Origin of the sequence: Robertmurraya phoenicis (assembly GCF_047302285.1) — a bacterium.
In the GTDB taxonomy this organism is placed as follows: Bacteria; Bacillota; Bacilli; order Bacillales; family Cytobacillaceae; genus Robertmurraya.
The window spans coordinates 2,338,166-2,361,340 of the sequence record NZ_CP154845.1; the positions used below are offsets into that span (position 1 = coordinate 2,338,166).

General features: G+C 37.6%; 21 protein-coding genes. 13 read left to right on the top strand and 8 right to left on the bottom strand.

The window, feature by feature from the left end:
- The first annotated feature begins 4 nt into the window (after positions 1–4).
- From AA0X71_RS11540 to AA0X71_RS11560, 5 genes are all read left to right on the top strand, one after another.
- Entirely contained in the window at positions 5–2,149 is a 2,145-nt protein-coding gene (locus tag AA0X71_RS11540) for a peptidoglycan-binding protein (RefSeq protein WP_413362565.1), read from the top strand.
- Between the two features lie 15 nt (positions 2,150–2,164).
- On the top strand, positions 2,165–2,617 hold the full coding sequence (locus tag AA0X71_RS11545) for a hypothetical protein (RefSeq protein ID WP_413362252.1): 453 nt from the start codon (positions 2,165–2,167) through the stop codon (positions 2,615–2,617).
- Positions 2,618–2,774: 157 nt separating this feature from the next.
- Positions 2,775–3,776: a glycosyltransferase gene (locus AA0X71_RS11550; RefSeq protein WP_413362254.1), complete on the top strand. Its 1,002-nt coding sequence runs from the start codon at positions 2,775–2,777 to the stop codon at positions 3,774–3,776.
- Between the two features lie 12 nt (positions 3,777–3,788).
- Positions 3,789–4,844 (top strand): DUF1835 domain-containing protein, encoded by a 1,056-nt coding sequence (locus AA0X71_RS11555; protein WP_413362256.1) that lies wholly within the window; start codon positions 3,789–3,791, stop codon positions 4,842–4,844.
- A 53-nt stretch (positions 4,845–4,897) separates the two neighbouring features.
- On the top strand, positions 4,898–5,374 hold the full coding sequence (locus tag AA0X71_RS11560; protein ID WP_413362260.1) for a DinB family protein: 477 nt from the start codon (positions 4,898–4,900) through the stop codon (positions 5,372–5,374).
- A gap of 43 nt (positions 5,375–5,417) precedes the next feature.
- Here the strand turns inward: AA0X71_RS11560 and AA0X71_RS11565 are convergent, their stop codons facing one another.
- A complete protein-coding gene (locus AA0X71_RS11565; protein WP_413362262.1) occupies positions 5,418–6,611 on the bottom strand; it encodes a chromate transporter in 1,194 nt (397 codons plus the stop codon).
- A gap of 231 nt (positions 6,612–6,842) precedes the next feature.
- On the opposite strand from AA0X71_RS11565, the gene AA0X71_RS11570 reads away from it, so the two are divergent.
- The 8 genes from AA0X71_RS11570 to AA0X71_RS11605 all read left to right on the top strand — a co-directional run bounded on the left by AA0X71_RS11570 (position 6,843) and on the right by AA0X71_RS11605 (position 13,211).
- Complete coding sequence (locus tag AA0X71_RS11570) at positions 6,843–7,181, top strand: ArsR/SmtB family transcription factor (RefSeq protein WP_413362264.1); 339 nt, start codon at positions 6,843–6,845, stop codon at positions 7,179–7,181.
- A gap of 13 nt (positions 7,182–7,194) precedes the next feature.
- Positions 7,195–8,490, top strand: coding sequence for an arsenic transporter (locus AA0X71_RS11575; RefSeq protein WP_413362266.1), 1,296 nt, complete (start codon positions 7,195–7,197; stop codon positions 8,488–8,490).
- 24 nt (positions 8,491–8,514) lie between these two features.
- Entirely contained in the window at positions 8,515–8,934 is a 420-nt protein-coding gene (gene arsC / locus AA0X71_RS11580) for an arsenate reductase (thioredoxin) (protein ID WP_413362268.1), read from the top strand.
- 58 nt (positions 8,935–8,992) lie between these two features.
- On the top strand, positions 8,993–9,355 hold the full coding sequence (gene arsD, locus AA0X71_RS11585) for an arsenite efflux transporter metallochaperone ArsD (RefSeq protein ID WP_413362270.1): 363 nt from the start codon (positions 8,993–8,995) through the stop codon (positions 9,353–9,355).
- 5 nt (positions 9,356–9,360) lie between these two features.
- Entirely contained in the window at positions 9,361–11,124 is a 1,764-nt protein-coding gene (arsA, locus tag AA0X71_RS11590) for an arsenical pump-driving ATPase (protein ID WP_413362272.1), read from the top strand.
- A 129-nt stretch (positions 11,125–11,253) separates the two neighbouring features.
- Positions 11,254–11,703, top strand: a complete 450-nt coding sequence (locus AA0X71_RS11595; protein WP_413362274.1) for an LAGLIDADG family homing endonuclease — start codon at positions 11,254–11,256, stop codon at positions 11,701–11,703.
- Positions 11,693–11,917 carry a hypothetical protein gene (locus AA0X71_RS11600; protein WP_413362276.1) on the top strand — a complete coding sequence of 75 codons (225 nt, stop codon included), beginning with the start codon at positions 11,693–11,695 and terminating at the stop codon, positions 11,915–11,917. Before AA0X71_RS11595 ends, AA0X71_RS11600 begins: the two co-directional genes overlap by 11 nt.
- Positions 11,918–12,413: 496 nt before the next feature.
- Positions 12,414–13,211, top strand: a complete 798-nt coding sequence (locus AA0X71_RS11605; protein ID WP_413362278.1) for a Cof-type HAD-IIB family hydrolase — start codon at positions 12,414–12,416, stop codon at positions 13,209–13,211.
- Between the two features lie 228 nt (positions 13,212–13,439).
- On the opposite strand, the gene AA0X71_RS11610 is transcribed toward AA0X71_RS11605, so the two are convergent.
- The 7 genes from AA0X71_RS11610 to parE all read right to left on the bottom strand — a co-directional run bounded on the left by AA0X71_RS11610 (position 13,440) and on the right by parE (position 22,708).
- Complete coding sequence (locus AA0X71_RS11610; RefSeq protein ID WP_413362280.1) at positions 13,440–13,919, bottom strand: staygreen family protein; 480 nt, start codon at positions 13,917–13,919, stop codon at positions 13,440–13,442.
- A 107-nt stretch (positions 13,920–14,026) separates the two neighbouring features.
- Positions 14,027–14,797, bottom strand: a complete 771-nt coding sequence (locus AA0X71_RS11615) for a hypothetical protein (RefSeq protein WP_413362282.1) — start codon at positions 14,795–14,797, stop codon at positions 14,027–14,029.
- A gap of 109 nt (positions 14,798–14,906) precedes the next feature.
- Positions 14,907–16,310 (bottom strand): alanine/glycine:cation symporter family protein, encoded by a 1,404-nt coding sequence (locus AA0X71_RS11620; protein WP_413362284.1) that lies wholly within the window; start codon positions 16,308–16,310, stop codon positions 14,907–14,909.
- A gap of 109 nt (positions 16,311–16,419) precedes the next feature.
- Positions 16,420–17,694, bottom strand: a complete 1,275-nt coding sequence (locus AA0X71_RS11625; RefSeq protein WP_413362286.1) for an MFS transporter — start codon at positions 17,692–17,694, stop codon at positions 16,420–16,422.
- A 1-nt stretch (position 17,695) separates the two neighbouring features.
- Positions 17,696–18,154, bottom strand: a complete 459-nt coding sequence (locus AA0X71_RS11630) for an ArsR/SmtB family transcription factor (RefSeq protein ID WP_413362288.1) — start codon at positions 18,152–18,154, stop codon at positions 17,696–17,698.
- Between the two features lie 154 nt (positions 18,155–18,308).
- Positions 18,309–20,732, bottom strand: a complete 2,424-nt coding sequence (parC, locus tag AA0X71_RS11635; protein ID WP_413362290.1) for a DNA topoisomerase IV subunit A — start codon at positions 20,730–20,732, stop codon at positions 18,309–18,311.
- Positions 20,729–22,708 carry a DNA topoisomerase IV subunit B gene (parE, locus tag AA0X71_RS11640; protein ID WP_413362292.1) on the bottom strand — a complete coding sequence of 660 codons (1,980 nt, stop codon included), beginning with the start codon at positions 22,706–22,708 and terminating at the stop codon, positions 20,729–20,731. Before parE ends, parC begins: the two co-directional genes overlap by 4 nt.
- Positions 22,709–23,175: the final 467 nt, after the last annotated feature.

Below are 23,175 nucleotides of genomic sequence, written 5' to 3' on the forward strand. Positions count from 1 at the left end.
ATCAATGGACTTTAGTCGATATGAGTTAATTGAAGAAAACGGAGATATGAAGGTTGTACTGTATGTTGAACAGAAAGGCCAAGATTCATATTTGACTGAATTTGGCTCTGAATTAGGTGTGTTTGAGAAGAATCGTGCTAAGAAACTGAGGGATAGTGCGTTTTCATTTGTCAAAAAACAAATGCCGAAAATAAAAGCAGCGACGATTATCATTGTCGCGGGTGCGACAATCCTAGCGAGCTTTCCATTAGACCGGGCAAAAGCCCATGAAGTAGATTTTAATATGTCTTATCTCTATTTCGGAAACACGCAATCATATATATCCCAGGTTGACAAAACTGAAGGGAATCTAAGCCTTGTCTCTCCAAGTTATTTTGATATAAATGCTGATGGTTCACTTAAGGTGACCTCTCAGTTTGATCCGAATTTTGTTACTGAAATGCATAAACGGGGTATTAAAGTGGTTCCTTTTCTAAGCAATCATTGGGATAGAACGGTTGGGCGTGTAGCTCTAGCCAATCGAGAAGTGCTATCAACACAAATTGCTGATTTTATTATCAAAAATAATCTTGATGGAGTGCAGGTCGATATTGAAAACGTGACTGATGTCGATCGTGAGAATTTCACGGAATTAGTCAAATTATTAAGAGAAAAATTACCTGAGGGTAAGGAAGTATCGGTAGCGGTAGCGGCGAATCCAAATGGTTGGACGAAGGGTTGGCATGGTTCATATGACTATAAAGAATTAGCGAAATACTCGAATTATTTAATGGTCATGGCTTACGACGAAAGCTATTCAGGTAGTCCTGAAGGCCCTGTTGCGAGTTATGGTTGGGTTGAACGTTCCATTCAATATGCCCTCAATCAGGGGGTGTCAGCTGAAAAAGTCGTCCTTGGAATCCCTTTTTATGGACGTTACTGGAAAGAAGGAGAAGCAATTGGAGGTACTGGTATTTCCAATAGACGAGTTGACGATCTATTAGAGAAATACGGAGGAACTGTCACATTCGATGATAAATCAAAATCTCCTAAAGCAACAATTACAATTAAACCTGGGGATCCAACGACAACCATCGCCGGACAAACATTAATTGCTGGCACGTATCATATTTGGTATGAAGATCATGAGTCGATTAAAGCCAAATTGGAACTTGTTCATAAATACAATATTAAAGGAACTGGTAGCTGGAGCTTAGGGCAAGAAAATACATCGATTTGGCAATCATATAAAAGTTGGTTATCCCATGATCAAGTGGAGGTTGTCCCAACCAATCCAGCACAGCCGAAGGAACAGGTCGGTACAGTTACACCAGCATCTGCTACCTATACAGTGAAATCTGGTGATTCATTATGGAAAGTAGCGAATGATCATGGTCTCACAGTAACTAGGTTAAAAGAACTGAATCAATTGAATTCTGATATGATCTTTGTTGGCCAAGTTCTAAAAGTTGCTGTCGCGCAAACGTCGAATATACAACAACCTATTGTCAATGAACCACCAGCCAGTACTCCTGGAGCGATTTCTGCACCAGCTCAGGAAGCGGTAGTTAAGTCACCAGTGACGGCAACGAAGCCTTTAGAACCAGTAAAACAAACTACACCAGCAGTGAAACCTGCAACTCCTGCGCCAGCAGCTAAGGCGAAGGTAACCACAACCGTTACCCCTGTGAAAAAGTATCCAACTTTAAAAGCCGGGTCTAAAGGAGCAGCGGTTACGGATGTGCAGAACAAGTTGAAATCAGCAGGGATTTATAAAGGGAAAGTAAATGGAACTTACGATACAGCTACAAAGAATGCGGTCATTGCTTTTCAAAAGAAGTACAAATTAAAGGCTGACGGGATAGCTGGCCCGAATACATTAAGCAAACTTGATGCGGTGGTGAAACCGGTTAAAACAACAACCGCTACTAAGCCAGTGGCTGCTCCAGTCGTCAAGTATCCGACCTTAAAGGCAGGCTCAAAAGGGACAGCTGTAACGAATATGCAGACAAAATTAAAGAAGGCTGGCATTTATAAAGGGAAAATAAATGGAACTTATGATACAACAACGAAAAATGCGGTCATTGCCTTTCAAAAGAAACACAAATTAAAAGCGGATGGTATAGCAGGACCAGCAACACTAGGAAAATTAGACGCAGTCGTCAAATAATTTTGGAGGTATAGAATGAAAAAGAGTTTATTTTTCAACGTTGTAGCGGCAATGATCCTATTATCTCTTGGTCAAACTGTGTTCGGAGCAGAGATAACAGAAATTGAATTTTTTGGTGTCGGGGCGGTTGTGACTGAGCAAGAGAATGAAGAATTTAAGGTGGAACCAAAGGGTGAGAAAGCAGAGGAAGGGGTTGTATACACACCAAGTGAGCTAACCTCAACAGCTGTTAATTACAAAATCTCACTCAAAGGAGAAGGAGAGGTATTTTTAAAAATCGAAGAGACAGATGCAAGAGGGACTTTTTTAAATGATGTACAGTCTGAGCCTATTACTTTAACGGATGAATGGAAGGAGTATGAACTAACAACTGAAGTTAAATCGACTGAATCACAAATCGATGTATTTGTTTTAACAAGAGACAAACAGGCATCTGCATTTCATTTTAAAGATTTATTGCTAGAGTGAGTTAAATATTAGGTCGTTCTTTTAGTGAAAAAGCTGCATTCGATCCGTCTATAAGTGTCGTTTCTGTTATACTTATAATTATGACAAAACCTTCCTGTTCAAATATAATGAGGGAGGTTTTATTTTTGATGATTTGGAAAATGAGGTGTCTTTTAAGTTGACTAAAGTAGGGTTAGTGATGAGAAAAATCCAATTTACTGAAGCTCAAGGACCACGGATTTTTGCTGAGAGACTTCAGTCGATTGGAGCTGAATTGGGTATTGAAATTGTTTTTATCTCACCAGAGCGACATGTTAGTGGTTATGACTGGGTTCCTGGATTTGAACATGAAAAAGGCGACCTCGTCAATTATGACATCGTCCTTGACAAAGTCCATTCACAAAATATAGAGCATGTTATTTATACGGTGTCGGGTTTTACCTATTTAAAAATGTTTTTGAAAAATAGTGTTCTCTTTCCACATAGCTTTCCTGATCCGGCTTTAACTGGCTATGAAATGATGAAGCCTTTTTATCAGATTGTAGATAAAGCGATTGTACAAACGGAATTTTTGAAAAATGAAATGTCACGCCATTTTGGTGTCGAGGATGTATCGGTGATCCCAATTGGTTTTAATGAAGGATTAGCCAAAAAATATTACGATCCGAATCTAGTTGTAGACAATCGGATTTTGTGGATCGGAAGAGATGAGGAAAATCGACGACCAGATCTTGTCATTGAATATGCTCGAAATAATCCTGATAAGGAAGTGTTCATGGTTTTTGGTGGGGAGCGATATAGGGAAAGCGTGAAAAAGTATGACATTCCAAGCAATGTGAAATTGCAATTTGCTCTTACACAGGATCAGATTTTTACACTTATGAATTCGGCAAAAGTCTATTGGAGTTGTTCGAAGTTTGATACGTTTGCCATGCCTTTAACTGAAAGCTTAGCGATGGGGAAAATTGTCGTGAAACCTGAACATCCTTGCTATAACCATATCAGTGCCACCCATTCTTTCTCTGGCAACGAGAAGAACTGGTTTGAATTAGTGAACATGGCTGCAGCAAGCCCGATTAAGACGTCAAAGGGGAACAGGGACTATGCCTTTGATGCTTTTTCTAGCTCTGTGATGAAAGAAGGATATCGGAAGTTTTTTGGTGAATGGATAAAAGAATAGAGGTGTCAGAGCATGAACACTAGAGTTGATTACCCATATCTGTATTTTCACAGTGAACCGAATCTCGTATTTGTTTATAAAATTGAGACAGATCAATATGTTTCGATTTCGAATGTAAATGATTGTGGTGAGTGGAGTACGTTTGAGTTAAATCATTCATTCGAACAGTTTAATCATTATGACCAGCAGCCATTGGAAGGTAGAGGCTATTTTATGAATCTGGAAGATTTACATCAAGTGGTGCAAGAGATTAATGAACATATACAAAACGAGCGTCAATCACGTGAACTCGCTCATCCATATCATCTTGTTTCTTCTGAATCAACTGCTGGCACAGTAAGATTTTCATTAAAAAGTCCGAAAACGGTGATAGGGTACCCAGATGATTTAGCGATCGGTCCATTGTGGAAATTAAATGAAGAGACTGGACAAGCGGCTCGAATCGAATGGTTAAATGATCATATTAATTATGAGCTAGATGATTATGAACTTGAAGAAAAAGTGTTAAATACGTTAAGAGAGATTGAAGATATTCCAACTCAAGTGCCTATTTATATTTGGTATGCTGATCATGTGAATGAACAAATTAGTATGCGATATTTTGTAAATCTACTAAGGAACAAGGCAAATGACATGATCTTAATAAAATCTAGTGATATTCATTATACTTCTAATATGGAACCTGATGTGTTGCAATCTATTTTTGATGAAAATAAGGATAATCGTCCCTTATCGAATGGAGAGCGGTTGCAATTGCAAATGGAATGGAATAATCTTACTGGAAATAAAGAAATGTTACGATTGTGGAAGAAGAATGAAATAATACATGTTGCGGAAGATTACTTCGACAAAGAGATACTTAACATGTTGATAAAGTTGCATGCTGAACAAGAGCAAAGGGATTATATAATAGCAGCGACATTATTAGCAGCTGTGTTCGAAGAGTTTGAGGATAAGGTTAGTCTGTTTTATCTTGAATATCGTCTTCGTCATTTAATTTATAACGGACAGCTTGCTTTCAAAGGGATTCCAAGATCGATGAGGCATTATAGCGTGAAGGTTCGTTGAGTATATTGTGAATATGATTATCTGAATTTTATGATAAATAAGGAGGGGTATTTTTGCTAACTTTTTTTAGATATAACTGGGCTGTGAGAGAAGATTGGTATCTTTGGTGTGAAGAAATAAGTGAAGAAGAACTTCTCGAAACGCGAACAGGTGGCATGGGAAGTATCTTGCAAACTCTTTTCCATATCATAGATGTCGAATGGAGCTGGATACGCCTGCTACAAGGTAAACCTGATTTTCAAGAGGACTTCGAAAAGTATAATAGTTTGAAAAAAGTTCGAGATTTAGATGCTGAATTTCATCTTGAAGTGGAAAGGTTTGTGAATAGCTGGGAAGATCATATGGATTCACGTTTGTTAACACTTACCTTACCAGATGGAGGGATTGTGACCCATACTTGGGGTGAAGTAATAAGACATGTGATTGCTCATGAAATTCACCATATAGGACAACTATCGATTTGGTCTAGAGAAATCGGGGAAAAGCCAGTGTCTGCAAACCTTATCGGACGAGGTCTTGCCTCTCATTAATTAAAAAATCGCTTGGACTTCAGTTCCAAGCGATTTATACGTTTTACAGCAATGTCATTAGTGATCCGCCCAATGCTCCTGTCACAACAACAGTCCAAGGTGGCAATTTCCAAAACACCAACATGCTAAAAAGAATGGCGGCAAAAGCAAAGTCAATCGGTGCTAGTATAGAACTGGTCCAAATCGGTTGATAAAATGCGGCAATTAATATTCCAACAACAGCTGCATTTACACCCATCAATGCTCCTTTTACTTTCGGGTTTCGACGGAGAGAATCCCAAAAAGGTAGTGTTCCTAGGATTAATAAGAATGCAGGTAAGAAAATAGCAACGGTTGCGACTAGTCCTCCTTGCCAACCATTTATGACCGCTCCAAGATAGGCGGCAAAGGTAAAGAGAGGTCCAGGTACCGCTTGGGCAGCCCCGTATCCTGCCAAAAATTCATCCTTGCTTAGCCAGCCAGTTGGGACAAATTCACGTTCAAGTAATGGTAGTACAACATGACCACCACCAAATACTAAGGAGCCTGAGCGGTAAAAACTATCAAACATGGCGATCCAATTTAAAGAGGTAATTTCTCTTAAAATAGGTAAAAGGAAGAGTAGACCGAAAAACAACGTTAAACATACGATAGCGAATCCTTTTGAAATTGGAAAGTGTATGTTTGTATCATGGCTATCTTGATGATTTTTAAAAATGATAAAACCGAACAGAGCGCAAATGAGTATTACGCCTACTTGTGTAAAGGCAGTTTGCCACAGTAATGTTCCGACCAGTGCAAATAAAGCAAGAGCTTTTCTTTTTAAGTCAGGCGTTAAGTTTTTCGCCATCCCTAAAATGGCGTGAGCAACAACGGCTACGGCAACGATTTTTAATCCATGTATCCATCCAGCATCACTGACATTAAGCCCTTGAAGGATTAACGCGAATATAATTAAGGCAAGAACAGAGGGAAGTGTAAAACCGATAAAAGAAACAATGCCCCCTAAAATGCCTGCTCTCATGACACCGATCCCGATACCTACTTGGCTACTAGCCGGTCCAGGAAGGAACTGACACAATGCGACTAAATCTGCATAGCTTTTTTCGTCCATCCATTTTCTTCGTTGAATATATTCATTGTGAAAATAGCCTAAGTGGGCAACAGGCCCTCCAAATGATGTGAATCCAAGTCTAGTCGATACTAGGAGGAGCTCTAGTAGCCCCTTAAAACCTTTGTTCTGATTGTATTCTGTCATAGCAAACTCCTTTTTCTATATCGATTCCCAATTTCGAAAACTTATTTTATATCATTACGGTTGTCTTTATCAATAAAATTTACAAAACCTTTACAAAATCTTTATAAGCATCTTTTAAAAAATGGTTGAAAAAAACATATAAGCGTACTATTATATAAGCAAATGCTTATATAGAAATTTGCATGTGTAAGGGAAGATTAAACTGTGGTTCATTTATGGGAGGGGAATGGGATGACTATAATAGAAATGGAGAAAGCAGCCAATCTTTTAAAGCTTTTGGGCGATAAAACTCGATTAACGATGGTGAAGATTTTAGATTCCCATGATTGCTGTGTCTGTGAGTTTGTTGAAATATTTAACATGAGTCAGCCGGCCATTAGTCAGCATGTGAGGAAACTAAAGGATGCTGGAATTGTTAGAGAGACGAGAAGAGGACAGTGGGTCATTTATTCTTTGATTAAAGAAAGTGACTATTATCTTTTTGTTCAAGCTATTCTTCAAAATCTCCCTAGTCAAGAATACAGATTGCAACAGTTAGAGCAACAAGGGTTACGCATCTCATGCGATTAAAGGGGGAACAAAATTGATATCAGTCTTCTTAGCATCAGCGATTTTTTTAGCAACACTTATTTTAGTCATCTGGCAACCGAAAGGATTATCGATTGGATGGTCTGCGTGCGGTGGAGCAATCCTTGCTTTGATTGTAGGAGTTGTTGATTTTCAGGACGTTCTAGATGTCACATCCATTGTTTGGAATGCAACCTTAGCTTTTATTGCTATCATTATTATTTCTTTAATTTTAGATGAAATTGGATTTTTTGAGTGGTCTGCTCTACATATGGCAAGAGCTGCAAAAGGAAATGGAGTGTTGATGTTCGTCTATGTCTCCATTCTTGGTGCATTAGTAGCGGCATTTTTTGCAAATGATGGTGCAGCCTTAATCTTAACACCGATTGTATTAGCGATGGTTCGGAACCTAAATTTTAATGAGAAAATGGTCTTCCCCTTTATCATCGCCAGCGGATTTATCGCTGATACAACATCACTGCCATTAGTTGTCAGTAACTTAGTTAATATCGTATCAGCTGATTTTTTCGGGATTGGTTTTGCAGAATTCGCTTCTAGAATGATCATTCCCAACTTCTTTTCATTGGGAGCAAGTATTTTAGTGTTATATCTATATTTCCGAAAAAGCATTCCAAAAAAATATGAGCTTTCTCAGTTAAAAAGTCCAACTGAAGCCATTCGAGATAAAAAAATGTTCAAGTTATCTTGGATTGTATTAGCAGTTCTGCTTATTGGCTATTTTGCAAGTGAGTTCACGGGAGTTCCTGTTTCAATTATTGCTGGAATTGTTGCTATCGCCTTCTTATTAATTGCGAGAAGAAGTCCGGCAGTACAAACGCGTTCTGTAGTAAAAGGTGCTCCATGGGCCATTGTCTTTTTCTCGATAGGGATGTATGTTGTCGTATATGGTCTGAGAAATGTTGGCTTAACAACCCTTTTATCTGATGTGATCCAAGCAGTAGCTGATCAAGGATTATTTGCTGCGACAATTGGAATGGGCTTCATTGCCGCTATTCTTTCGTCTGTCATGAACAACATGCCCACGGTCATGATTGATGCCCTAGCAATTTCGGATACAAATACGACAGGAGTCATTCGAGAAGCGCTCATTTATGCCAATGTAATCGGGTCAGATTTAGGACCAAAGATTACCCCAATTGGTTCATTAGCTACTCTTTTATGGTTACATGTTTTATCACAAAAAGGGGTTAAGATATCATGGGGAACTTATTTTAAAACGGGCATCATTTTAACCATCCCAACTCTATTTATTACATTAGTTGGTTTATATATTTGGTTACTAATTATTTAAAAAATTTAAAGGAGCTAAAACATCATGACGAAAAAAACAATCTACTTCTTATGCACGGGAAATTCATGTAGAAGCCAAATGGCTGAAGGTTGGGGGAAGAAATACCTAGAAGACAAGTGGAATGTATTAAGCGCAGGGATTGAAGCGCACGGCTTAAATCCGAATGCAGTAAAGGCGATGAATGAAGTAGGCATTGATATTTCCAATCAAACTTCAGACATCATTGATCCTGAAATTTTAAATAATGCTGATTTTGTTGTGACATTATGTGGAGATGCAGCAGATAAATGTCCGATGACACCACCACATGTAAAAAGGGATCATTGGGGATTTGATGACCCAGCAAAGGCAGAAGGTACAGAAGAGGAAAAATGGGCGTTTTTCCAACGTGTTCGAGACGAAATCGAGGATCGAATCAAGACATTTGCAGAAACAGGGAAATAATCTTATCGCCAAGGGGACGAGTATCTCTTGGCTATAAGAATTTATAGGAGGCAATTAAATGAATAACGTGCAAATCTTTGACCCCGCTCTTTGTTGTCCGACTGGGGTATGTGGTCCGAGTGTTAATCCTGAATTAACAAGGGTAGCTACGGCAATCTTTCTATTAGAGAAAAAAGGGTTTGATATTCAAAGATTCAATCTTGCTAGCGAACCAGCAAAGTTTGTAGAGAATGAACAAATCAACAAAATTTTACACGGAAAAGGTCCGGATTCACTTCCCGTTACGATGTTAAATGGCGAAGTAGTCAAGATTGGAGAGTATCCATCAAACGAACAATTTGCAACTTGGTTTGGTGTACGAGTTGAAGAATTAAAAGAAAGAAAAGTCGATTCCAAATTGGAACTATTAAGAGAGAAGTGAAAATAATGTTTCAATCTTTTGAACCAAAAAATAGCGTCTTTACGCCGTTTCTGTTTTTTACAGGAAAAGGTGGTGTCGGAAAAACATCTACAGCATGTGCCACAGCTATATCACTCGCAGACTCGGGTAAGAAAGTTTTGATTGTCAGTACAGATCCAGCATCAAATCTACAGGATGTATTGGAAATGGAGCTAAACAATACTCCGATAGAGGTACCGAATGTCGAAAATCTATTTGCTTGTAATCTAGATCCAGAGGTAGCGGCAAGAACTTATCGGGATAAAGTAATCGGTCCTTATAAAGGGCTTCTTCCTGATTCAGTTGTCGCAACAATGGAGGAACAATTATCAGGAGCATGTACGGTTGAGATAGCAGCATTTGATGAATTTACTAGTTTATTAGCTGATTCCACTATAGTAGAACAGTATGATCATATCATTTTTGATACAGCACCAACTGGCCATACTCTTCGGTTATTACAGCTTCCTACAGCATGGAGTGGATTTTTAGCTGAAAGTACTCATGGCGCTTCCTGTCTTGGGCCACTTTCAGGGTTAGCGGACAAAAAGGAAATGTACAGCAAAACGGTTGAGGCGTTGTCAGATCAAGATAAAACGACTTTAATACTTGTCTCAAGACCTGACGAATCATCACTGAATGAAGCAAATCGGGCCTCTATTGAATTAAAGAACATCGGTATTAAAAATCAGTATTTAATTATCAATGGCTTGATGAAGTCCTTTGTACAAGAAGACAAGGTGTCAGCTTCTTTATATGAAAAACAGCAAAGTATGATCAGACAACTACCTGAAGGCTTAAAACAGAATGTTATCTATTCCTTGCCATTTGTATCCTATTCATTAACCGGGGTGGAAAGTCTTCGTTATTTCTTAAAACAATACACGTTCCTTTCAACAGCATCTCAGCAACAAGTGAGAGAGCATTCTTTACCTAGCTTAAATGAAGTGATTAAGGATGTATCAGAAAAACGTGTTATTTTTACAATGGGGAAAGGTGGAGTAGGAAAAACAACTATTGCTTCTGCGATTGCTGTAGGACTTGTTGAAAAAGGACATAAGGTACATGTAACGACAACGGACCCTGCTGCTCATCTTGGGCATATATTTGGTGAAAATTCTGGGAATGAACTTCTAACCATCAGTCGAATTGATCCTGAAAAAGAAGTAGAATCATATAAAAGGGAAGTACTATTAAAGGCAAGTGAAGGTCTAGATGAGGCTGGTTTAGCGTATCTGGAGGAAGATTTAAACTCACCTTGTACAGAAGAAATCGCCGTATTTCGTGCCTTTGCAGAAATAGTAGAAAGTTCAGAAGATGAAATTGTTGTGATTGATACAGCGCCTACTGGTCACACACTACTCCTTCTGGATGCTGCGCAATCCTACCATAAAGAGTTAGCCCGATCCACTGGTGAGGTACCTGAAAGTGTACAAAAGCTCTTGCCACGCCTTCGTAATCCGGATGAAACAAGCGTTCTAATTGTTACTTTAGCAGAAGCTACTCCGGTGATGGAGGCCAGCAGATTACAGGATGATTTAAAGCGTGCTCATATTAGCCCGGACTGGTGGATTATTAATCAAAGTTTAAATGCAACAGAGACGACAGATCCTATTTTAAAAGGGAGAGCTGCTGCAGAAGAATCTTGGATCACCAAAGTGGAACATGAACTTTCAAACCAGTGTGCGATTGTACCCTTTATAAATGAGACGAAGACGGGTATTGAATATGTGAAGTCTTTTATAGGTTAAAGGGAAAATAGTCATCTTTTAGAGGTGGCTATTTTTTATCGATAGAACAAATGTTCTGATTATGATATAATAAAGATAGTTTAATACATCCACGAATCCACAACCTGATAAATAGGGAGGATGAATGGAATGCCAACAAATCCCGGTATTACAGATAATGAAATTATAAGTATGTACAAAAGCGGAATGCCGTTTAAAGAAATGGAACCTATTATAGGTATCTCTGCAAGAGCGATTCGTAATGTTATGTATAAACATGGGATAGCGATGAATCGTGAGCAATCCTCTGGGCAACCAAGGAAACATAAAGTAAACGAGGATTTCTTTAAGGTATGGACACATGAAATGGCATGGGTCTTGGGTTTGTTTGTGACAGATGGTACGGTGAGTTCGACTACTCATAGTATCGTTTTTTCACAGAAAGACGAGCGAATTCTACGAATTATAGCAGGATATATGGAGGCGGATTATGTGTTAGCGCCTTATGGACCAACGAAACAGACACCTTCTTTGATCATTAACTCAAAGAAATTGAAGCAAGAAATCTGTGGGAAAATGGGAGGTAATTATGAATACTGATCAAGTTTTATTCATCTGTTTGGTAGTTTCCATAATTATTAATATGTTTCAATTTTTTCAACTAAAGAGATACCAATTAAATAAAAACGCTTATAAAGCAAAATGGCAAGAAGTAATGGGAATAAGTAATCCAATAAATATTATTCTTTGGATTTTTTTAATATTTTTTATTTTATTTGGCATACTAGGGGGAGTGTCCATCTTTTTCAGCTAAAGAAGTATTTATTTCAAATGTATATTAATTTGTGATTATCATATTCATTTTTGTTTATGTCGTAGCATATAAGATTACTTCAAATGTTTAATTACAAAATTATAAGGTGATCAGGAGTTAATAAAGTTTGACTACGTTTTTAGCAGTCGTTAACGATAAGTATTTGTACATAGTTTCTTGTCTTTTTGTACAAACTTTTTTGTCTCAAATGGAGGGAAAAGGGGTTGTACATTCTTTTTTGTCTTTTTTGTACATAAAATTTTGTCTTTGTACATCATTCAGGGGAGCATTTAATATAGTTTCCTTGATAGTTTTATTTTTTAGTTAACATAATATTTATTATCGGAAGCTGAATACAAAGGGACTATCTACGTCTCATTTCCAAAGTATACTTAAAATAGTGAGACGAAATTAAAATTCAGTTATTCTAATCAGTTTTTTAACGATTCTTTTTCTGTTATAGTATTTAATATGTTATATAGAAAGGAATTACAAGATGAAATGCTTCTCGATTGATTTAGATGGAACCTTATTGAATTCTAAACGCGAAATCTCTACTGAAAATCTACATGTTTTAAAGGAATTAAAGGCTCAAGGTCATTCTGTCATCATTAATACAGGTCGTGCCTATGATGATGTTATTCAATTTGACGAATTAAACTCTTTGCAAATACCCATTTTTACGATTAATGGCACCGTTATTTATTCAGAAAATAAAGATGTCTTATTTGAAGCTTCTATTCCTCTATCTTTATATAAAGAGTTATTTGCAGTATTAAAGAAATTTGGTTTGTGGATAATGGTTTATACAAATCAAGGTGGATTTCCTTGTAGAAACCCGTTCCTCCAAGGCAAAAGCGATAAAGAAATTGAACCTATTTTTGCTGATTATGATTATGAGCAAATGCTCACTAGAGAAAACCTTGTCATTTATAAAGTTATGGCTGTGTCTCGTCAGGATCAATTGGAGAAAATTGCTGCTGTTAAAGAAGCACTACAAGGCAAATTACCATTAACGATCGCTTCTTCTCATCCGAATAATGTAGAGCTTACTTCCTTGGAAGCCAATAAAGGTGCTGCTTTGATGCGATATCAAAAATTAGTAAATGTCCATTTTGAAGAAATTTTTGCTTTTGGTGATGGCGGAAATGATGTTGAACAATTTAAAGTAGCCACCACTTCTGTTGCAATGGAGAATGCTCCTGCTGAAATTAGACAACATGCGGACATAATTACAAAGACGAACGATGAAAATGGCTTTGCGTACGCGGTAAAGAATTTTATAAGCTTTTGATATGATTAGTGGCAGCTCTCTCCGGCTGCTTTACTAAGCATACAAGTTTACATAATGTTGTTATAGTAAATAAAAGAGTATTTTATTTCATATTAACTGGTGAACGGATATATATACAGCCTCCTCCATCTAAAAAATGAATTAAGTTAGCGTTCAAGGCATTTTCTCTTCGCCTCTCCCCTCGAATTACCATGAGCAAAACAAAAAACACAGGTCATTTATCCTGTGTTAAGAGACAGATTCTTGTAATGCTACAGTTAGATATTGTCGTGGTGTTCCGAAGTATAGAAGTTGATGATAAAGTGGATAGACACATTCAAATTGTATATAAATGGGCGAATCTAAGAGCCAAGGATAATACTGATATAAGGCCCTGTCACCATATACGATGGATGTTAACGCAAACGCGATCTCTTGCTGGAAGATCATGAATCGAATTTTTGAATTTTGCTCATCATATTCTCCGTTACTTACATGTACTTTACCGTTTAATACGTATTGTCCCATTCGTGGTACCCATTCTGCAACCACTTCATCATGTATATTTGGATTGATACAGCTTTCATCATAACAATATCCAACTGTTAAAAATGTTTCTCCTGTTTCTTCCGAATGAGTCATTGTATATTTTCTTTCATCTACAGGCTTAAAAGGAGTAGCAGGCGGTAAAAATGTTACTTTTAATTTAGAAGGATTAAACTTACTCATGGAAGGTGTCCCCCAAATGTTGAAGTATTGTTTACTTTAATATATGTTAAAAATTAGCAAGGGTGACATGTGCCTACTATGAATGTCTAAATTATCCTTATTATTAATTATTGCTTGCTTTTTTCATATGGAGCTTCAATCACTTTCGTGGAAACGAGTGCCCACCCCCCATTTTTATATTCCCAAGTTGACTCTACATTTCCAATTACATCTCCTTGATGAACACCGCTTATCGTCTGCCTCCCTTTTAATCCTAATTTGCTACCTTTAAGCTTAACTGGCTCTAATTTATCATACGAATGAACCATTAATTCCATTGGTTCATTTAAAATACCATTATAATACAGCCCTGAATTTTCATAATCTTCAGCGCGGTTTTTTAGATTAAATTTATGGGATTTATGATTATTATCAATGTTAATTTTTGCTTTGTACCCATCCAAGAATTGACTTTGAATAACCAGTGGATCAGGCACGGTTAAATCAGTAACTGTATCGTCCTTTAAAGCGTATAGATAATGATTGGTTACCTCTCCACTTCCGCTATTGCTCACAGAAACAAGCATATCCTTTACCCCATCTTGATTGAGATCTTGAAATGTGAGATGCGGGCTAACCCCTTCTTCTAATTCAATTTGGTGTTTTCCGCCTTGATTGTCGACTACCTCAATGGTCATTTTTTTAAAGAGAGAATTTTGATCATCCATTGGTTCACCTTTAACAATAATATTTTCTTCTTTACCGTCTCCAGTTAAATCTTCATGCTCTTCTACTATAACCTTCATCTTTTCACTCTCATCTATGGCATAAGCACCTGTTATGGCTGTAATAGACATGAAAAATAACGCGAAAATTACAACTAGAATCTCTTTTTTCATCTAAAGTCACTCCTCTAATGAATTCATGAATAGAATGTCCATTTTTGGAAAAAAGATGCAAAAAATCCTAAAAAAAATCCCTATCATTAGATAGGGACCACACAAAATGTTATTCTTTTAATTTTTTTCTTTCTTCCCAAGACTCAATCCCTGTTATATCAGGAATTGAATCTTTATAGAAGACAGGGTCTTTCCCCTGACTCCGTTGACCTCTATAGTCTTTGAGCGCTTTAAAAGCGATATGACCAAGAAGCACAATGGCAAGGATATTGATGAGAGCCATGACACCCATAAATAAGTCTGCCAGACTCCATACAACATCGAGATCAACGATCGAACCGTAAAATACCATCGCAATAACTGCTAAACGATAAATAAATACCGCAGATTTATTCTCTTTAATAAACTCAATATTCGTTTCTCCATAATAATAATTTCCAATAACAGAACTGAAAGCAAAAAGGAAAATCGCAATGGCAACGAAAATCGTTGCCCAGGCTCCTAAATGCTCACTTAGTGCCGTTTGTGTCAATTGAATACCCGTTTGGCCTGACATGAAATTATCAGATAAAAGTATCATGAACGCAGTAGCAGAACAAATTAGGATTGTATCAACAAATACGCCGAGGGTTTGGATTAACCCTTGCTTGACAGGATGGGAAACACTTGCGGTTGCAGCTGCATTCGGTGCGCTACCCATTCCTGCTTCGTTTGAAAATAAGCCACGTTTAATTCCCATCATGATCGCAGCTCCTATTCCACCGCCAACCATCTCTTCAATTCCAAATGCGTTCTTGATAATTAAACTAAATACTGTCGGTACCTCTGTTATATTCGTAATAACAACAAATAGAGCGATTACCAGGTAAATTAGAGCCATGATAGGAACAACGATTTGTGAAAAGCGAGCAATTCTTTTAACACCACCAAAGATGACAATAGCTGTTAAGATGGCTAATATAATTCCCATAACCGTACGACTAACGCCAAATGCTTCCGTAAAAGCAAGAGAAATCGTGTTCGATTGCACAGAATTAAAGATAAGTCCAAAGCAGAAGGTGATAATAATCGCAAAAATAATCCCCATAAAGCGATTATTTAGACCTTTTTCCATGTAGTAGGCTGGTCCACCACGGTATCCGTCTCTGTCTTTTACTTTATAGATTTGTGCTAATGTGCTTTCGACAAAACTGGAACCGGCTCCTAAAAAGGCAATGAGCCACATCCAAAATACGGCACCAGGACCACCTGTTGCAATTGCAGTGGCAACCCCTGCAATGTTTCCTGTTCCTACCCTAGAAGCGGCACTGATACAGAAAGCTTGGAAAGAAGATAATCCTCTTTTTCCATTCGTAGATACTGTCGCCTTGTCTCCAAGTATTCTAAACATTTCTTTAAAAAAGGATAATTGAACAAAACCTGTTTTTATACTAAAAAATAGTCCTGCTCCTATCAATACGACAATTAAAATATAACTCCACATTAAATCATTTAAAAAATTTACGATTACCATATGTTCCCCCTAGTTGTAAAAAGTACATAATCATATCAAATCATATATCTGCATAATTATCAAAGTATATTTTTAAGTTATCCTAAAAAAATTTCTATCATACAAATTTTTATCCTTCTGCAGCAACAATCTTGTCATTTATCGGACTGTTTAATTGTTGAGTAAACAGTTTATTTCTTAATGAGTACAACACTATTACGAATATACTAGCACCACAAATTAGAACTAAGAGCCATACTGGTACGAATTCTAGTAGATATCCAAAAACAATATATCCTAACGGTGCCATACAACTTGCTCCCGTTTCAACTAACGACATTACACGGCCGCGGTAGTGATCGGGAGTACTTTTTTGTAAAAGAACCATGACGGGCATATTAATGAGCATAATAAACGATGCAAGAAACAAGACAAGTATGATCAGGAAAGGAAAAAAGAACATATTAGAAAGTTCGCTTAGCCCTGGTACACTTGGAACACCTAGAAGAATTAACATACAAGACAACCCTACTAGACCCCCGAAGATACTTCGTTTTTTATTTCTGATTTCTTTCATTTGTGCTAGAGCAATAGATATGATGAGCATCCCGATGGAAAAAGCACCTTCTATAATCCCTAATTGATAGGATTCCATTCCTCTTACTGTTAACACTAAATATGGCAGGGCAACTGGGAATACCGCAAACCAAAAGTTAAGAAATACGGCAATAAAAAGTAGGTTTTTAATAAAAGATTGTTGCTTGACATAAGTAAATCCTATTTTTAATTCAGAAAAGAATGTATCTACTTTTGCTTCCACATTCTTTTCTGCAAATAAGCGGTAGTTTATGAAAATACTAGCCATTCCTGAAAATGTAAAAGCGATAATATTGATGATCATGAAGGTTGATATCGACATGAAACCAAATAGTATACCTCCAAGCACAGGCCCTAATATCGTTGAAATAGATACAGCTACTTGGTTTAAAGACATCGCTTTTTGAATATATTCGGGGCCAACCATATTATGAATCGCTGATGTCACTGCAGTCGAATAGAACGTGTTGAGGGAACTTAAGATGAAGGTTGCTAAAAATAAGAGCCAGATTTGTTGTGTAAAAGAAGTGAAAATAATAAAGATGAAAAGAAGCCAAACCGCACAGGCAAAATCTGAAATAATAATGATCTTCTTTCTATCTAAGCGATCACTTAATGTTCCGGCGATCGGAGCAAGTAAGATTCTAGGTAATATACTTACAAGTAGTGTAATGGAAAAATTCAGACTGGATCCTGTCTCTGCTAAAATATAGAGACCTATAGCGAACCCATAAATGGATGAACCAAGTACGGCCGTAAGCTTTCCAGTTAAAAATAGGATAATATTTCTTTTGACCAAATTTGGCACGTCAACTCTCCTCCTCTTCTTCTGGTAGCTTAATAAATTCACAATTGATCTCATAAGGTTTACGCTCTTGTGGCCCTTTAATGGATATTTCTACGTATTTTTTTAACAATAGATCAAAATCCTTCGTAAATTCTTCTAACTCACTGTCAGATAAAGATAGTGATGTTCCTCTTTTCATAAAATAGTTCGTTTTTTCAGGAGTAAATTCATCTTTTAGTTTAAATTCAATCGCTTTTGAACGATAATACTTTTCGATAATTCCCTTATTGTTCTTCGTATCAGCTAACTCCAGAATTCCTCCGTTATATAGCTGTTGGATATGATAATGAATACTTCCATTTGATTTTCCAAGTTCATCCGCTACTTGCTTGGCTGTCATTGCATTCTCGTTTAATAAATAGATAATCTTTGCTCTCAGTGGACTAGATATTAATTTTTGTTGTTCTAACGTAATTTCCATTTTCCCATCATCCATTCTAATTGTTAATTTGATTATATTATATGTTCTAATTTTTTAGAATGCAATAATTATTTAGAATGAAATGGAAAATTAGACAAAAAATAACCCCTTGCTAATCATTAGCAAGGGGAATAAATCAATTTTCATTATTTGTTTATTCGGTAGTCGTTTTCCAAATGCTTTGTACTTTACCACTCTCGGTTTCATCAATGATGAATGAACCATTGGTATATCGATCATTGTAACGCAGTTCGGATGCTTTCGTGCTTTCGAGTTGCCCTTTTTCGGATTGAACGGTAATTTCATCGTCTTCTCGGACAAGGACAGCACCAATGACACGATGTGGATTTGATTTAAGTTCTCTAATCATGACGACGCCACGCTTTGCCCTTGAAGTTAAATCAAATTCGGTTAGCTTCATTTTTTTGATAGAGCCACGCTGTGTCACAATGACAATGCTCTCTTCATTTAAATTAGAAATAATATTTCCACTTGTGACGACATCTCCATCCTTCAGGTTCATCCCTTTAACGCCAGCTGCGCGAGCACCGACCAATGGAACTTCTTCTTCGGAAAATCTCAGTCCGTATCCTAAATAAGTGGTTAAGAAGAGTTCCGCTTTTCCGTCTGTTTCATGTACATCAATGAGTTCATCCCCATTTTTTACATTAATGGCGACAAGTGGTTTCGAGTACCGTTGTGCTTTATATTGCTTCAACTCTGTTTTCTTAATCATTCCATTTTTCGTGAAGAATAAGAGATTAGATTCTTTTTCAAAATCCGTTACAGGTATCACTTTAATAATCGATTCATCACGATCTATTGGGACGATATTGGCCACATGTTGCCCAAGATCCTTCCAACGAATATCTGGTAGCTCATGTACTGGACAATATAAGTAATTGCCTTTATTCGTGAAGAGAAGAAGTACATCTGTCGTATTCATTTCCAATTGAGCAAGAAGGCGATCCGAGTCCTTCATGCCAAAATCCTGCCCGTTGGAAGCGGCAAAGGAACGTGGACTTGTCCGTTTTACATATCCTTCTTTTGTGACAGTGACGATCACATCTTCACTAGCAATGAGGACTTCAAGATTGATTTTAATTTCCTCAATTTCGGCTTCAATTTTCGTACGTCTTTCATCTGCGAATCGTTTCTTCACATCTTTAAGCTCTTTTTTGATAACAGATAAAAGCTTTCGTTCACTTGCTAGGATGGATGATAATTCTTCCACTTTCTTTGCTAGTTCCTCCGCTTCAGCTTGTAAGGCTGTAATATCTGTATTCGTTAAACGGTAAAGTTGTAAGGAAACAATCGCTTCTGCTTGAGCTTCAGAGAATTGAAACTTTGCAATTAAATTATCTTTCGCATTTCGTTTATCCTTAGATGCACGAATCGTGGCAATGACTTCGTCAAGGATAGAGAGAGCCTTCATTAAGCCTTCAACAATATGCTGACGATCCTTCGCTTTTTGCAAATCATATTGTGTTCTGCGTGTAACGACTTCCTTTTGATGCTCGATATAGGCATCAAGGAGGTTTAGTAAACCCATCAATTTCGGTCTTCTATTATGAATAGCGACCATATTAAAGCTATACGTAATTTGGAGGTCGCTATTTTTATATAAATAATTTAGAACGCCGTTCGCATCTGCATCCTTTTTTAATTCGATCACTACACGGAGACCGGTACGATCGGTTTCATCACGCACTTCAGAAATGCCTTCGACTTTGCGATCTAAGCGAAATTCATCGATTTTCTTAACGAGGTTGGCTTTGTTAATTTCATAAGGAATTTCTGTCACAACGATTTGTTGTTTGCCGCCACGAGTTGTTTCAATCTCTGTCTTACCTCGTACAATAAACTTACCTTTTCCAGTTTCGTACGCTTTCTTAATTCCTTCTACCCCTTGAATGATGCCCCCAGTTGGGAAATCAGGACCTTTAATAACGGTCATTAAATCATCGACCGTTGTTTGTGGATTGTCCATACGCATAATGACGCCATCAATAATTTCTCCTAAATGATGGGGAGGAATATCAGTCGCATAACCAGCGGAAATTCCTGTTGATCCATTAACCAGTAGGTTTGGATACATCGCGGGTAAAACGGTTGGTTCACTTGCTGTATCATCAAAGTTTGGAACGAGATCAACGGTATTTTTTTCAATGTCTCTTAGAAGCTCAGCAGCGATTGCGGATAGTCTTGCTTCTGTATAACGCATCGCAGCAGGTGGATCTCCATCAATACTTCCGTTATTTCCGTGCATCTCAACTAGAAGATTGCGAACCTTCCAATCTTGGCTCATCCTTACCATCGCTTCATAAACTGAACTATCTCCATGGGGATGGTAGTTACCAATAACGTTTCCGACCGTTTTTGCTGATTTACGAAAGCCTTTCTCACTCGTATTGCCTTCTACATGCATCGCATATAGAATTCTGCGCTGAACGGGTTTTAAGCCATCTCTTGCATCTGGTAATGCGCGATCTTGAATAATGTATTTACTGTAACGACCAAAACGGTCTCCAAGCACATCTTCTAACGGGAGGTCACGAAATTTCTCTGCGCTACTCATGATTCAGTAACCTCCTCTTCCACTAATATATTTTCATTTTCAAGAATGCTACTGTCTTCTTCAAGACCAAATGCAACATTCGATTCAATCCATTTGCGACGAGGTTCAACCTTATCTCCCATCAATGTGGTCACACGTCTTTCCGCTCTAGCTGCATCATCAATTCGTACGCGAATCAATGTTCGTGTTTCTGGATTCATTGTCGTTTCCCAAAGTTGGTCGGCATTCATTTCACCAAGTCCTTTATAACGTTGGATCATATAGCCTTTACCAATTTTTTTGATTGCCCCATCAAGCTCATCATCGCTCCAAGCATATTCGATCACTTCTTTCTTACCAGTACCCTTACTCACTTTATATAAAGGTGGAAGTGCTATAAAGACTTTTCCAGCTTCTAGAAGTGGCTTCATGTATCGGTAAAAGAAAGTAAGGAGAAGGACTTGGATATGGGCTCCATCTGTATCTGCATCGGTCATAATGACGACTTTGTCATAGTTACAATCTTCAACATTAAAGTCAGCACCAACGCCAGCACCGATTGCGTGGATGATCGTGTTGATTTCTTCATTCTTGAAAATATCAGCAAGCTTTGCTTTCTCTGTATTAATCACCTTACCACGTAAAGGAAGTACGGCTTGGAATTTCCGATCACGCCCTTGCTTTGCGCTACCACCTGCAGAGTCACCCTCTACTAAATAGAGTTCGTTACGTTGTGGATTCCGTGATTGAGCGGGAGTTAATTTACCTGAAAGAACAGCTTCGCCTTTTTTTCGCTTCTTCCCACTACGAGCTTCCTCTCTTGCTTTACGTGCTGCTTCACGTGCTTGATAAGCTTTGATTGCCTTTTTTATTAAAAGGGAGCTAATATCAGGATTTTCCTCAAAAAAGTAAGATAAATGCTCTGAGACGACTGCGTCGACAGCAGATCTTGCCTCACTTGTGCCCAGTTTCCCTTTCGTTTGCCCTTCAAACTGCAATAACTCTTCAGGTACACGAACAGAAATGATCGCAGCGAAACCTTCACGAATATCAGAGCCTTCAAGGTTTTTATCCTTATCCTTAAGTAAGCTTACTTTTCTGGCATACTCATTAAATGCACGTGTTAAAGCTGTTTTCGCTCCAGCCTCATGAGTACCGCCGTCCTTTGTCCGTACATTGTTTACAAACGATAGAACGTTTTCAGAGTATCCATCATTAAATTGAAAAGCAAAATCGACTTCAATCGCAGAGTTTACTCCTTCAAAGCTCACCACTGGGTGGAGAACATCCTTTTCCTCATTTAAATATTGCACAAATGCTTCGATTCCATTTTCATAATGGAATTCTTCTTTCGCATCGTTGCGCTCATCTATGATTTCAATCTTCATTCCTTTTAATAGAAAGGCAGATTCACGGAGACGTTCGCATAAAGTCTCATAATTATAAGTTGTTGTGGAGAAGATCGTTCTATCTGGTTTGAAATGAATGGTTGTTCCTGATTGGTTCGTTTTCCCAATTTTTTCAAGTGTTGTAACAGGGACACCACCATTTTCGAAACGCTGTTCATAAACAAAGCCATCTCTCTTAATCTTGACAACAAGCCATTCTGAAAGCGCGTTAACAACGGATGCTCCGACACCATGCAGTCCACCACTAGTTTTATATCCACCTTGTCCGAATTTACCTCCTGCATGAAGAACGGTTAAGATGACTTCTGGTGTAGGTTTTCCCATTTTATGCATTCCTGTTGGCATTCCCCGACCTTTATCTTGAACACTAATCGAATTGTCTTTATGTATCTTTACGATGATATGGTCACCATAACCTGCAAGTGCCTCATCTACCGAGTTATCGACAATTTCATATACTAAATGATGAAGACCTCTCGAATCAGTACTACCAATGTACATACCGGGGCGTTTACGAACCGCTTCGAGACCTTCTAATACTTGAATGGCATCATCATTATATTCGAAGCTTTGCTGATTTCTTGCCACTTACATACCCCTTTCAATTGCTGCTATCAAATAATATTATTTATAAATGAACGTTTCATAAGCGAAAATCAACTACATCATGCATTAATAACGGATAGGTTTCTATTCGCGAAATTAGGCTTTTTCACTCTTAGAACGAGTGTTCCTGAAGTTAATCTTATCATATCAATTGAGTTTTTTCTTAAAGTTTTGTAGAAATTTATGGAGAAATTGAACAAAAGTTTAAGAATCGTGAAGGGTTATCTTGCTTTTGAACACAATTATGATCCTTACTCAAAAAGAAACGTCTATGCACTATTGTATATAAATATAACGATTTAGCAAATAGGTCATCGTTAATTTGCTTCAGTTTAGTTAAGAGATATTTTATTATCTATCTGTTTAGAGGAGTTCTTGGAAAAGAAGTTCGCAACGATAAATAGGAATAAAGAATCATTTTAGAATCGATAGAAAAAACTGTCAAGAAA